This window comes from Rathayibacter sp. PhB127, from assembly GCF_003751665.1.
Classification (GTDB): domain Bacteria; phylum Actinomycetota; class Actinomycetes; order Actinomycetales; family Microbacteriaceae; genus Rathayibacter; species Rathayibacter festucae.
This window is the reverse complement of sequence record NZ_RKHW01000002.1, coordinates 74,879-88,179: the sequence shown is the minus strand read 5'-3', so window position 1 is coordinate 88,179 and position 13,301 is coordinate 74,879. Positions and strand designations below refer to the sequence as shown.

The following is a 13,301-nucleotide window of genomic DNA, read 5'->3' as shown; positions in this document are numbered from 1 at the left end:
ACCCGGCTTACGCCCCGTCGGGAGGCTGTGAGCACGGGTCGAGGATCCGCCGCGGCCACCGGGCCGCGCTCATCGCCTTCGAGGGGAACGACATGGTCATCCGCATCGCCCTGTACTCGCACGACTCGGTGGGGCTCGGCCACGTGCGGCGCAACGTCGCTCTCGCGCACGCCCTGAACAGCGCGCTGCCCGAGCTGCTCGGCGAGGAGGTGACCGGCCTGCTGGTGACGGGTCAGTCCTCCGCCACGGCGTTCGCCGCGCCCGACGGCTGGGACTGGCTCGCGCTCCCCGGCGTCACCACCGGCGAGCAGGGCTACCGCTCGCGCCACCTCGACGTCGAGCTGCGCACCCTCACGAGCCTGCGCGGCGACGTCGTCCGCGCCGGTCTCGCCGCCTTCGCCCCCGACCTGGTGATCGTCGACCGGCACGCGTTCGGCGTGCACGGCGAGCTCGAGCCCGCGCTGCGCGCCGTCCGCTCCGCGAATCCCGCCGCGGTGGTGGTGCTCGGGCTGCGCGACGTGCTCGACCGCCGCTCCGCGACCTCGGCCGAGTGGAAGGCGATCGGCGGGGCCGGAGCCGTCCGCGAGCTGTACGACGCCGTCTGGGTCTACGGCGACCCGACCGTGCACGACCCGGCGGCCACCGGCGAGATCCCGCGTGGGCTGCACGACCTTGTCGCGCACACCGGCTTCCTCGCGAACGGGCGGCTCGGCGCCGGTCACTCCGTGGTCGAGGAGCCCTTCGTCCTCACCACGGTCGGCGGCGGCTCCGACGGCCGCGCGATCGCCGAGGCGGCGGTGGCGGCCGAGGTGCCGGCCGGCTATCGCCACGTCGTCGTCACCGGACCGCAGATGCCGGCCGAGCACCGGCGGGCGATCCGCGCCGCCGCCGGCCCCGCGACCACGGTGGTCCGCTCGGTCCCGGACGCGCTCGCGCTGCTGCGCCGGGCCTCCGCCGTGGTGAGCATGGGCGGCTACAACAGCGTCTGCGAGGTGATGAGCACCACGGTGCCGGCCCTGATCGTGCCGCGCTCGCACCGCCGCCAGGAGCAGCGGCTGCGGGCGGAGGCGCTCGAGGCCCGCGGCGCCGTCGAGGTCCTCGCGTCCGCCGAGGTCAGCGCCGAGCGGCTCGGCGCCTGGTTCGCGGCGAGGGTCGGCACCGAGGTGCAGCGCACGGGGATCGACCTCGACGGTCTCGCCGCCGTCGGTCCGCTCGCCGCCCGTCTCGTCACCGCCGCCCGCGGCACCGCGGTCGAGGAGGCGGACCGTGCCGTCTGACGCTCCGGCCCCCACCCCGCCCGCCGCCCCTGTCCCGTCCGCCACCGCCCCCGGAGGAGCCCCGATGCCCCGCACCGCCTACGTCCTCAAGGTCTACCCGCGCTTCTCCGAGACCTTCGTCGTCTCCGAGATCCTGGCCCGAGAGGCCGCGGGGGAGGACCTGGTGATCTTCTCGCTGCGCGCGCCCGACGACCCGCGCTTCCACCCCGAGCTCGCCCGGGTGAGCGCTCCGGTGCGCTACCTCGACAAGCCGGTCAAGGCGTCCGCGCTCTGGCAGGGCCTGCGGGCCGCCGAGCAGTCGCCCGAGCTGCTGGCCGCCGTCGGCCGGCTGCTGCCGGAGCTGCTGCGCGCGAGCCCGGAGGACGCGGCGCAGGCCGTGCAGCTCGCCGCCGCCGTCCAGCGCGAGGGCGTGACGCACCTGCACGCGCACTTCGCCTCGAGCGCCACCACGGTCACCCGGCTCGCCTCGCTGCTCACCGGAGTGCCCTACTCCTTCACGGCGCACGCCAAGGACCTCTTCCACGAGTCCGTCGACGCCGCGGACCTGGAGCGCAAGCTCGCCGGCGCCCGGTTCGCCGTCACGGTCAGCGACTACAACGTGCTGCACCTGGCCGCGCGCTTCCCGGCCGCGAGCGCCCGGGTGCACCGGGTCTACAACGGGCTCGAGCTCGAGCGCTTCGCCTTCTCGCCGCGGCCCGAGCGGACCGGCGTGCTCCGGGTCGCCGCGGTCGGCCGGCTGGTCGAGAAGAAGGGCTTCTCGGTGCTCGTCGACGCCGTCGCGATGCTCGCCCTCGGCGGGACCGCCGTCCAGGTCGAGATCGCGGGCGGAGGCGAGCTGCACGACGCGCTCGCCGAGCGGATCCGCGCCGCCGGCCTCGACGGGAGCGTGCGGCTGCTCGGCCCGGTGCCGCAGAACGAGGTCGCGGAGCTGCTGCGCCGCGCCGACGTCTTCGTCGCTCCCTGCGTGGTCGGCGCCGACGGCAACGCCGACGGTCTGCCGACCGTGCTGCTGGAGGCGATGGCGACCGGGGTGCCCTGCATCTCGACCGCCGTCACCGGGATCCCCGAGGTGATCCGCGACGGCGACACCGGCGTCCTCTGCCGCCCGGGCCGAGCGGACGACCTCGCCCGCGCGCTGCAGTGGGTGGCGGATCCCGCCTTCGACACCGCGGGCATCGCCGCCCGTGCCCGCGCGCTGGTCGAACGCGAGTTCGACTCCCGAGGGCAGGCGCGCACGCTCGCCGCGCTGACCCTCGCGGCGACCGCGACCGCGACCGCGCCCGCCCGGCCCGCGGCGGCGGCGGCCTGATGCGCGTCGCGTTCGTCTGCGCCGACCCCGGCGTGCCGGTCTTCGGCAGCAAGGGCTCCTCGGTCCACGCCCAGGAGATCCTCCGGGCCTACCGCGCGCGCGGCGACGAGGTCCGCGTCTACTGCGCCCGGGCTGGCGACAGCGTCCCCGCCGACCTGCAGGACGTCGAGGTGCTGGAGCACCGCACCCGCGTGCAGGACCCGGCCGCGCGCGAGCGTGCCGTGGAGGAGGCCGCCGCCCACCTCGCCGAGGCGGTCGTGCTCGACGGCTGCGACCTCGTGCACGAGCGCTACTCCCTCTTCAGCCGCGCCTCCGCCCTGGTCTCGCGTGCCCTGGGCGTCCCCGCGGTGCTCGAGGTGAACGCGCCGCTGATCGACGAGCAGCGCGAGCACCGCGTCCTCGTCGACGAGGCGCGGGCGGAGCAGGCGACCCGGGCGGTGCTGTCCTCGGCCGCGGTCGTCGCCTGCGTCTCCGAGCCCGTCGCCCGCTGGGCCGCCGAGCACGGCGCCGCCGCGCCGCTGGTCGCGCCCAACGGCGTGAACACCCGCCGCATCCAGCCCGGCCCCGCCCGCTCCGGCGGCCCGCTCGTCGTCGGCTTCGTCGGCACCCTCAAGCCGTGGCACGGCGTCGGCGGCCTGCTCGACGCCGTCGCGCTGCTCGACCCCGAGCGCGTCCGCCTCCTGGTGATCGGCGACGGCCCGGAGGGACCGGCCCTGCGCGAGCAGGCCGGGCGCCTCGGCCTCGACGTCGAGTTCACCGGCGCCGTCGCCCCCGCGGACATGCCGGCGCAGCTCGCCCGCCTCGACGTCGGCGTCGCGCCCTACCCGGCCCGCGAGGGCCAGGACTACTTCTCGCCGCTCAAGGTCTACGAGTACCTGGCCGCCGGTCTGCCCGTGATCGCCACCGCCGTCGGGCAGATCCCCGCGATCCTCCGGCACGGGGTCACCGGCCTCGTCGTCGAGCCGGGGCGGCCGGAGGCGCTCGCCGCGGCCGTCGCGGACCTCGCCGCCGACCCCGCCCGCCGCCGCGCGATGGGCGCCGCCGCCCGAGCCGACGCGGTCACCGAGCACGACTGGTCGCGGGTGCTCGAGCGGATCCTCGCCGCTGTCCCCGTCGATCGTTCCGCGGGCAGGCGCATCGACGACGTGCGCACCGGCACCGGCACCAGCACCGACAGCACCGAGGAGGCCGCCGCATGAGCCGCACGAGCCGCAGCACCCCCGACCCCGGCGCCCTCCGCCGCAGCCTCGGCATCGTCCGCCCGCACCTGCGCGAGCACCGCTTTCTGATGCTCGGCGGCCTCGTCGCGCTGCTGGCCGAGGTGATCCTCCGGGTCCTCGAGCCGTGGCCGCTGAAGATCGTGATCGACAGCGTCAGCGCGAGCCTGGGCGCCACGGCCGGCGCCAACGCCGGCACCCCGCCCGCCACCATCGGCCTCCTCGTCGCCTGCGGCGCGATCCTGCTCGGCCTGGTGGGCCTGCGCGCGATCACCGCCTACCTCTCCACGATCGCCTTCGCGCTGGTCGGCTCGCGGGTCGCGACCGCGCTCCGCGCCCGCGTCTTCGCGCACGTGCAGGCCCTCTCGCTGCGGTACCACACGGTCTCCTCGGCCGGTGACACGGTGCAGCGGCTGGTCGGCGACATCGGCCGGCTGCAGGAGGTCGCGGTCACCGCCGGGCTCCCGCTGGTCGGCAACGTGATCACGCTGGTCGTCCTGACCGTCGTGATGCTGTGGCTGGATCCGCTGCTCACCCTGGTCGTGATCGGCGCGGCGATCGTCTATCTCGTCTCCTCCCGCCGCAGCTCGAGCTCGATCACCAGCGCCTCGCGCTCCACCCGCAAGGGCGAGGGCGCGCTGGCCGACACCGCCGCGCAGACCCTCGGCGCGATCCGCGTCGTCCAGGCCTACGGGCTGGAGAAGGAGGTGGGCGGCGCGTTCGACCGCGGCAACGCGACGGCGCTGCACCAGGGAGTGAAGGCCCGGCGGCTCGCCGCCGCGCTCGAGCGCCGGACCGACGTGATCGTCGGCGCCGCGACCGCCCTCGTGCTGGCCGGCGGCGGCTGGCGGGTGCTCGAGGGGCAGATGACTCCGGGCGATCTCGTGGTCTTCACGATGTACCTCAAGATCGCGATGCGCCCGCTGAAGGACCTCGCGAAGTACACCGGCCGGATCGCGCGCGCCGCCGCCTCGGGCGAGCGGGTCGCCGACCTCCTCGACGAGGAGATCGAGGTGCACGACCGCCCGGGCGCGCGAGCGCTGGTCACGACGGCGGGTGCCGTCTCGTTCGAGGCGATCGGCCTCGACGACGGCTACGGCCGCGCGCTCTTCACCGACCTGTCGCTGCAGCTGCGCGGCGGCGAGAGCGTCTGCCTGCTCGGTGCCTCGGGTGCCGGCAAGTCGACGCTCGTGAGCCTGCTCGTGCGCGCCTCCGACCCGCGCCGCGGCCGCATCGCGATCGACGGGACGGATCTGCGCGACGCGACGCTCGCGAGCCTGCGCTCGAGCATCTCGCTGCTGCTGCAGGACTCGGTCCTCTTCGCCACGACGGTCCGCGAGAACATCCGCTACGGACGCCTCGACGCGAGCGACGCCGACGTGGAGGAGGCCGCCCGCCGCGCGAACGCGCTCGACTTCGTGCTGGCGCTGCCGCACGGCTTCGAGACCGTGCTCGGCGAGCGCGGCGGGACCCTCTCCGGCGGGCAGCGTCAGCGGATCGCCATCGCCCGTGCGCTGCTGCGCGACGCGCCGGTGGTCGTCCTCGACGAGGCGACGACCGGGCTCGATCCGGAGGCGCGCGCCCAGGTCGCGCAGTCGCTCGCCGAGCTCACCCGCGGCCGCACCACGATCTCGATCACCCACGACCCCGCCGCGATCGCGGGCGCCGACCGCCTGCTCTGGCTCGAGGACGGCCGCATCGTCGAGGACGGGACACCCGAGGAGCTGCTCGGCCGCGACTCCCGCGTCGCCGCCTGGTTCCATCGCGCCGCGGCGACCGAGCCCGGAGCGGAGGTGCGCGCATGAGCGCCCGCACCGGCGCCGACAGGTCCGCCGTCACGACCGCCGTCACGGAGGCGGCCGTCGCCGACCTCGCCCGCCGCGACCCGGCGCTGCCCGCGCTCGCCGAGCTCCTCGACCCCCGGCGCCTCGCCGAGGCCCTGGGCCGTCCCGTGCGGGTCACCCGCCGCCGCTGGAAGCGCTCCGCGGACGTCGTGGTCGCCTTCGACTCGGCCGACGGCCCGGGCTGGATCGCCTCCTACGCCGACCCGGCCAAGCTCGACAAGACGCGCGGGCGCGCCGCCCGCGTGGGCGTCGAGCTGCGCGAGCACCCGAGGCTCGCGGCCGTGAGCGGACCGGTGCGCGCCGATCGCGAGCTCTCGCCGACCCTGCGGCGTCTCGCGCTCGCCGAGCCGGGACTCCTCGAGCGCTCGCAGGTGCTCCGGCACAATCCGCACCGCCGGCTGGTCCTGGCGGACGGGTCGCGCGTCGTCAAGATCGTGCCGCGCGGAGCCGCCGCCTCGGTCGCCGAGGTCGCGCGCGTGCAGGCGGAGCTGGCCGCGCAGGGCGTGCCGGTGCTCGTGCCGACGGTGCTCGGCTCCGGAGCGGCGTCGACTCCGTGGTGGGGCGAGGGCGATCTCGCCGAGCACCCCTCGGTCGGCGGCGCCGAGGCCGCCGGCGCGGCACTCGCCCGGCTGCACGAGGTGCGCGGAGTGCGCGTGCCCGGCGGCTCCCGCGACGAGGTCGCGACGGCGGTCCGCGCGCTCGTCGACCTCGCGCCGGGCGTCGCTCCGCGGCTCGAGCGACTCGGCGCGGCCCTGGCCGTCGAGGCTCCCGCCCGCTCGGTCGTCGTGCACGGCGACTTCTCCGCCGACCAGGTCCTCGTCGGCGACGGCGTCCGCCTGATCGACTTCGACCGCGTCCGTCGCGACGAGCCCGAGCGCGATCTCGGCGGGCTGGTCGCGGCCGAGGCCCCCGGCTCCGCCCTCGCGGAGGCGCTGCTCGACGCCTACCGGGCAGCCGGGGGAGTCACCGACGAGGCGGCGCTGCGCCGTCGCACGGCCTCGAGCGTGCTGCTGCGCGCGGTCGAGCCCTTCCGCACCGCGCTGCCGGACTGGCGCGAGCGCCTCGACGACGCCGTCGCCCGCGCCGAGGAGGTGCTCGGATGACGACCGCCCCGGACCTGCTGAGCTTGCCGAGTGCGCTGAGCGCGGCGCCCGCCGTTCCCGCCGAGGTCGTCGAGGACGGCGTGGGGTGGACCGTCTCGCGCGCCTGGCCGTCCCGCGACGGAGCGGATCTCGAGGCCCGCACCGCCGGCTCGCCCGAGGTGCGCGCCGGCCGCTGGACCGCCGAGCGAGGTGTCCGGCTGCTCCCGGTCGGCACCGACCGCCGCCTCCCGGCGCTCGAGCACGCCCGCCGTGAGGGCGCCGTGATCGTGCACCGGCCCGGCCGCCGTGCCGTGGTGCGCGCCGCAGACGGCAGCAGCTTCCTCAAGGTCCTCCGCCCGCAGGCCGCCCCCGCGGTGGTCGCGGCCCACCGGAGCGCCGAGGCGTTCGCCGCGGGCTTCGACCTGCCGCGGCTGCTGCACCGCCCGGACGACCCGGAGGGACTCGTCCGCTTCTCGGCGCTGCCCGGACGCACCGTCCTCGAGGTCGGCTCCGACCCGCGGACCACCGCCGTCCAGTGGCGTGCGCTCTGGGGGCGCTGGGCCGAGGGCTGGGCGCTCCTGCCCGCGGCGCCGGCCGAGCTGCCCGAGCACGGCCCGGAGGCGGAGGCCGCCGTCGTCACGCGCTGGGCGGCCCTCGCCGCGCCACTGCTCCTCCCCGGGCTGCGCGCCGAGGTGCTCGCGGCCGCCGAGCGGGTGGCGGAGTCACTCCTCGCGGGGCCCGTCGAGCCGCTCGTGCTCTCCCATCGCGACCTGCACGACAAGCAGCTGCTGGTCGCGGAGAGCGGGCTCGCCCTGCTCGACCTCGACACCGCCGCACGGGCCGAGGCGGCGCTCGACCTCGGCAACCTGCGGGCCCACCTGCGGCTGCGCACCGCGCAGGGCCTGCTGCCCGCGGATCTCGCGACCCGGGCGGCCGCGGTCGTCGACCGGGCCGCCGCGCATGCGGGCGCCTCGCCCGAGCGCCTCGCCGCCTACGAGACCGCGACCCGGTTCCGCCTCGCCTGCCTCTACCTCTTCCGCCCGGCCTGGCGCTCGTCGGCCGCCCACTCGCTCACCCGCCTCGCTGGAAGGATCATCGCTCCATGAGAAGATCATCAGGAAACCCGTTCCGCCGCCCCGATCCCGACACGACCGATCAGGAGACGCCGATGCCCCGTCGCGGGCCCGTCCTGCTCGCCGCCGCGGCGGCCCTCTGCCTGGCCGCGATCGCCGGGGGAGTCGTCACCGTCGCGAGCGCGCTGCAGCAGCCCCCGCAGGTCACCGAGATCGGCTCGACGCCCGTCGTCGGACCGAGCCGCGCCCCCGGTGCCGGCGAGACCCCGGGCGCCGACCCGTCGAGCACCGATCCGGCCGGCGACCCGGCCGGCGCCGATCCCGCCGCGACCGATCCCGCCGCCGTGGACCCCGCCGCCACGACCGCGCCCGCGGCACCGGCCACACCGGCCCCGCAGAGCCCGGCCGCCGAGCAGGGCGGCGGCACCGCCCCCGTCCCGGTCGTGCCGGTCCCGGCCCCCGCGCCGGCCGACGGGGACGACGACGGCGACGACGAGGACACCGACGACCCGGACGACGACATCGACGACGACACGGACGACTGACGACGGTGCCCGTCCCGGTACCGCTCGGCGCCGGTGGAGGACCGCTCCGCCTCAGCCCACCATCCGGTAGCCCATGCCGCGCACCGTCTCGATCCGCTCGGCCCCGATCTTGCCGCGCAGATACCGCACGTAGACGTCGACGACGTTCGAGCCCGGATCGAAGTCGAACCCCCAGACCCGGCTCAGCAGCTGCTCCCGGCTGAGCACCTGCTCCGGGTGGCGGAGGAACTCCTCCGCCAGCGCGAACTCCCGCGCCGAGAGGTCGAGCGTGCTGCCCTCGACCGTCGCCCGGCGAGAGCGCAGATCGAGGGTCACTCCGCCGTGCACGAGCAGGCCGTCGTCCTCGGCCGAACCCGAGCCCGCCGCTGCGTCGCGCAGCCGCACCCGGATCCGCGCGAGCAGCTCGTCGAAGCGGAACGGCTTGGCGAGGTAGTCGTTCGCGCCGAGGTCGAGCCCCTCGACCGTGTCGGCGACGGAGCTGCGCGCCGTCAGCATGATCACCGGCAGTGTCGCCCCCTCCGCCCGCAGCGTGCGCAGCACGGCGAAGCCGTCCATGCCGGGCAGACCGACGTCCAGCAGCACGAGGTCGAACCCGCCGCTGCGCAGATACGCGAGCGCGTCGTCGCCGCGCGCCGCCCGGGTCGTCGTGTAGCCGGCCGAGCGCAGGCCCTTCTCGACGAAGGCGGCGATGCGCTCCTCGTCCTCGGCGATGAGGATGGTGCTCACTGTGCTCGTCCTCTCGGGGGAACGTCGGTCGATTCGTCGTCGGCAGGGGAGCGCCGCTCGAGGGGGAGCGAGAGCGCGAAGCGGGTGCCGCGGCCGGGGACGGAGTCGAGCTCGACCCGGCCGCCGTGCGCGCGGGTGATCGCGGAGACGATCGCGAGGCCGAGCCCGGAGCCGCGGATGCCGCGACCGTCGTCGACGCGGCCGAAGCGCTCGAAGATCCGCTCGCGCGCCGCGGCCGGGATCCCGGGTCCCTCGTCGGTGACGAACAGCTCGACCCGGTCGCCGCGCCGCTCGCTGCCGAGCACGACCGCCGAGCCCTCCGGGCTGTACTTCGCGGCGTTGTCGGCCAGCTGCAGCCAGGCCTGGGTGAGCCGCGCCGGATCCGCGTCCACTTGCACCTCGGCCACGGGCCCCGCCCGCCAGTCGCGTCCGGGGATCACCGCGACCTTCGCCAGCACCCGCCGGGTGAGCTCGCCGACGTCGACCGGCTGCAGCGGGACGCGGTCCTCGCGCTCGGCCTCCGACAGCTCGGCGATGTCCTCCAGCAGGTGCCCCATCCGGTCCAGCTCGTCGAGCGCTATGGCGCGAGTGGCCTCGACGTCGCCGGGGTCGCGGGCGTCGACGAGCTCGAGGTGGCCCCGGACGATCGTGATCGGCGTGCCCAGCTCGTGGCGCACGTCCGCCAGCAGCCGCCGCTGTGCGTCGAACGAGCCCTCGAGCCGCCCGATCATGTCGTTCACGGTGCGGGTCAGGTCGGAGACGTCGTCGTCTCCGCCGACCGGGATCCGCTCGCCGAGATCGGTCGCGGTGATCCGGGACGCGGTGCGCCGCAGCTCGCGGATCGGGGAGAGCAGGCGACCCGCGACGAACCAGCCCACGAGTCCCGTCGCCGCGAGCGCCAGCGCGGCGATCACGGCGTAGCTCCGCGACACGTCCGCGAGGTCGGAGAGCCGAGCATCGGTGTCGACCGCCGTCACGTACACCCCGGCCGCGTCCGAGCCCTCGACGCGCAGGGGCACGGCGGCGTAGCGGAGCGTCCCGTCCTCCGTCTCGCCCCAGCCGAGCACCGTCGCTCCCGCCGCCGTCTCTTCCGACACGCGGGCGAGGAAGTCGGGGTCGTCGTCGAGCAGGAAGCTGAGGGCGTAGGGCTGCGGCTCCCAGCGGGCGATTCCGTCGACCAGGCCCACGGTGCTCCCGTCCAGCCGCGGCAGCACCTGCCCGAGGACGGTCCGCAGCAGGGCGTCGATGTCGGTGAACCCGGAGCCGTCCGTGGGAGCCGCGGTGAGCGGCGACTCGTCCGGCTCGATCCGAGTCGCCCCGGCGGGCGACTCCACGATCGTGCGCACGCTCTCGACCTGCTGGCGCAGCTCCTCGTCGATCGAGGCGAGGATCCGGTCGCGCTGCAGCAGGAACGACGCGCCCCCCGAGACCAGCAGGCCGAGCGCGGTGACGACCAGGATCGCCGCGAGGATCCGCACCCGGACGGAGCGCAGGCGGCGCACCGGGGCGAGCGCGGGTGTCGGAGTCATGCGGGCTCCCGAGGGCGTGGCCGTGCGTGGGCAGGCGGTCGAGAGCCCTGAGGTTCCCGCACTCATCATCGCAGCAGCTCGCACGGATCACTGAGAAGCTTCTCAGGAGGAGCGGGGGCGGGACCGCGCGAACCTGCCCGTTAAAGACCTCGACGCCCTGCGGCAGCGGCAGGTCCGGCTGCTCTGACGGGGCGTCGAGCTCTTCTTGACCGACAGCATGCGCCTCTCCGCGGCCGTCCGCAAGAGGGCGTCGCCGTTCGCCCACGGCGAGTCGCGAGAAGCCCCGTCGCGCGGGTCGGCGCCCGCGCGGTCGTTAGACTGGACCGCCTGTTTTCGACGGTCCCCGGAGCGCATCCGCCTCCCGCCCGAGACCGCGGAACCGGCAGGGAAGGGCGCACGATGACGGACAGCGACACGATCCTCGAGTCCGAGCTCTCGCGCGAGCGCGCGTACGTGGCGGGGCTCTACGCCCGCCTCGACGAGCTGATCGCGCAGTCCAGGGAGGCGCTCGACTCCGTCCGGATCGAGAGCGTCGGCGGCAACCACCAGAGCCGGTCCGAGCGCGACGCGTTCGCGCGCCTCTACGAGGACCGCATCCGCTCGCTCTCCGGCGCCGACGACCGCCTCGCCTTCGGCCGGCTGACCCTCGCCGACGCCGAGACCGAGCACCGCTACATCGGCCGCATCGGCCTGCGCGACGACGAGCAGGACACCCTGCTGCTCGACTGGCGCGCTCCGCAGTCGGCCGCCTTCTACCAGGCCACCGCCGCCCGCCCGATGGGCACCCGCGCCCGCCGGCACCTGACCCTCCGCGGCCGCGAGGTGATCCGCTTCGAGGACGAGGTCTTCGACGAGGAGCTGCTCCGCGAGGGCACGGCGCTCCAGGGCGAGGGCGCGCTGATGGCGGCTCTCGGCGCCCAGCGCACCGGGCGGATGCACGACATCGTCGCGACCATCCAGAGCGAGCAGGACCGCATCATCCGCTCCGAGCTGCGCGGCGTGCTCGTCGTGCAGGGCGGCCCCGGCACGGGCAAGACCGCCGTGGCGCTGCACCGCGCCGCCTACCTCCTCTACTCGCACCGCGACCGCATCGCCTCCTCCGGGGTGCTCGTCGTCGGGCCGTCGCGCTCCTTCCTGCGCTACATCGAGGCGGTGCTGCCCTCCCTCGGCGAGACCGGCGTCGTGCTCTCCACCCTCGGCCAGCTCTACCCGGGCCTCGACCTCATCGAGGAGGACCGCCCCGCGGTCGCCCGGGTCAAGGGCTCCGCGCGGATGGCCGAGCTGCTCAAGCGCGCCGTCCGCTCCCGCCAGGCCGTCCCGGCCGAGACGCTGGTCCTCGACGTCAACGGCGAGAAGTTGCGGCTCGAGCCGCACGAGGTCGAGCGTGCGATCACCCGCGCCCGCGACTCCCGCAAGCCGCACAACGAGGCCCGCGTCACCTTCGTCAAGGCGATGATCACCCAGCTCACCCGCCAGCTCGCCGACCAGCTGCGCAGCCACGGCAACACGGTCGACGAGGCCGACGAGGCGGTCCTCCGCGAGGACGTCCGCACCGCGTACGACGTCCGCGTCGCCCTCAACACCGCGTGGATCCCGCTCACCCCGGAGAAGCTGCTGCAGGACCTCTACGCCCGGCCGAACTGGTTCGCCTCGCTCACCCCGCGCTGGACTCCCGAGCAGCGCGCCCTGCTGCGCCGTGACCGCGACGCCGCCTTCACCGTCTCCGACGTGCCGCTGCTCGACGAGGCGGCCGAGCTCCTCGGCGCCTACGACGACCACGCCGACGCGCAGAAGAAGGCCGAGAAGGAGCAGCGCCGCCGGGACGTCGAGAACGCCGAGGCCGCGATCCGCAACATGGGCGTCGACGGGATGGTCAACGCCAAGGACCTCGCGGCGGGCTTCGCCGAGCGCACCAGCGTCGGCACCACCGCCGAGCGCGCGGCGGCCGACCGCTCCTGGACCTACGGCCACGTCGTGGTCGACGAGGCGCAGGAGCTCTCGCCGATGCAGTGGCGGGTGCTGCTGCGCCGCTGCCCGATGCGCTCCTTCACCATCGTCGGCGACGTCGCCCAGGCGTCCGGAGCCTCGGCCGCGTCCAGCTGGGACGCCGCGCTCCGCGACACCTTCGGCCGCCAGGGCCGCGACGGCGAGGCCGCGCCGTGGCGCCTCGAGGAGCTGACCGTCAACTACCGCACGCCCGCGCAGATCGTCGCCTACGCCGAGCGCACCGCACGCGAGAACGGGCTCGAGATCACCCCGGGCGAGGCGGTGCGCTCCACGGAGTGGCCGGTCCGCACCGTGCGCGACCGCGGCGACGCCGTGCTCGCCGACCGGGTGCTCGCTGTCGTCCTGGAGGACCGCGCGATCGGGGACGGCACGCTCGCCGTGATCGCGCCCGATGACGAGCTCGACGCGATCACCGCGCGGCTGGAGCAGGAGCTCGGCCGCGAGGTCGGCCGCGGCTCCCGCGGTCTCGACCGTCCGGTCGCCGTGCTCTCGACGGCCGATGCGAAGGGGCTCGAGTTCGACTCCGTCGTGATCGCCCAGCCGCGGCTGATCGCGGCGGAGGAGCGCGGCGCCGCCTCGCTGTACGTCGCGATGACCCGGCCGACCCAGCGCCTCACGCTGGTCGAGTGAGCCGGTCGGAGTGGCGGCCGGCGGGGATCGAGCGTCCAGGGCGTCCCTCCTAGGATGGAGAG

10 protein-coding genes are annotated in these 13,301 nt (G+C 75.8%); 8 read left to right on the top strand and 2 right to left on the bottom strand.

The genetic code is table 11. The annotated features are described in order from the left end of the window. Positions 1-92 precede the first annotated feature (92 nt). The 7 genes from EDF22_RS10950 (at position 93) to EDF22_RS10920 (ending at position 8,347) form a co-directional block, all read left to right on the top strand. Positions 93-1,277, top strand: a complete 1,185-nt coding sequence (locus EDF22_RS10950) for a glycosyltransferase family protein (protein ID WP_123705002.1) — start codon at positions 93-95, stop codon at positions 1,275-1,277. A gap of 64 nt (positions 1,278-1,341) precedes the next feature. Next, on the top strand, positions 1,342-2,586 hold the full coding sequence (locus EDF22_RS10945) for a glycosyltransferase (RefSeq protein ID WP_123705001.1): 1,245 nt from the start codon (positions 1,342-1,344) through the stop codon (positions 2,584-2,586). Further along, complete coding sequence (locus EDF22_RS10940) at positions 2,586-3,785, top strand: glycosyltransferase family 4 protein (protein WP_123705000.1); 1,200 nt, start codon at positions 2,586-2,588, stop codon at positions 3,783-3,785. The genes EDF22_RS10945 and EDF22_RS10940 overlap by 1 nt, the downstream gene beginning before the upstream one ends. Continuing rightward, the gene (locus tag EDF22_RS10935) at positions 3,782-5,608 is read left to right on the top strand and encodes an ABC transporter ATP-binding protein (RefSeq protein ID WP_123704999.1); all 1,827 of its coding nucleotides are present in this window, start codon (positions 3,782-3,784) and stop codon (positions 5,606-5,608) included. Before EDF22_RS10940 ends, EDF22_RS10935 begins: the two co-directional genes overlap by 4 nt. Beyond that, the gene (locus EDF22_RS10930; protein WP_123704998.1) at positions 5,605-6,750 is read left to right on the top strand and encodes a hypothetical protein; all 1,146 of its coding nucleotides are present in this window, start codon (positions 5,605-5,607) and stop codon (positions 6,748-6,750) included. Before EDF22_RS10935 ends, EDF22_RS10930 begins: the two co-directional genes overlap by 4 nt. Then, positions 6,747-7,835: a hypothetical protein gene (locus EDF22_RS10925; protein WP_123704997.1), complete on the top strand. Its 1,089-nt coding sequence runs from the start codon at positions 6,747-6,749 to the stop codon at positions 7,833-7,835. The genes EDF22_RS10930 and EDF22_RS10925 overlap by 4 nt, the downstream gene beginning before the upstream one ends. After that, positions 7,832-8,347, top strand: a complete 516-nt coding sequence (locus EDF22_RS10920; RefSeq protein WP_148059177.1) for a hypothetical protein — start codon at positions 7,832-7,834, stop codon at positions 8,345-8,347. The genes EDF22_RS10925 and EDF22_RS10920 overlap by 4 nt, the downstream gene beginning before the upstream one ends. Positions 8,348-8,398: 51 nt before the next feature. Here the strand turns inward: EDF22_RS10920 and EDF22_RS10915 are convergent, their stop codons facing one another. Both EDF22_RS10915 and EDF22_RS10910 read right to left on the bottom strand, forming a co-directional pair. Next, complete coding sequence (locus EDF22_RS10915; protein ID WP_123704995.1) at positions 8,399-9,073, bottom strand: response regulator transcription factor; 675 nt, start codon at positions 9,071-9,073, stop codon at positions 8,399-8,401. Beyond that, entirely contained in the window at positions 9,070-10,602 is a 1,533-nt protein-coding gene (locus tag EDF22_RS10910) for a HAMP domain-containing sensor histidine kinase (RefSeq protein WP_123704994.1), read from the bottom strand. The genes EDF22_RS10915 and EDF22_RS10910 overlap by 4 nt, the downstream gene beginning before the upstream one ends. Before the next feature lie 399 nt (positions 10,603-11,001). On the opposite strand from EDF22_RS10910, the gene EDF22_RS10905 reads away from it, so the two are divergent. Continuing rightward, a complete protein-coding gene (locus EDF22_RS10905) occupies positions 11,002-13,239 on the top strand; it encodes a UvrD-helicase domain-containing protein (RefSeq protein WP_123704993.1) in 2,238 nt (745 codons plus the stop codon). Positions 13,240-13,301: the final 62 nt, after the last annotated feature.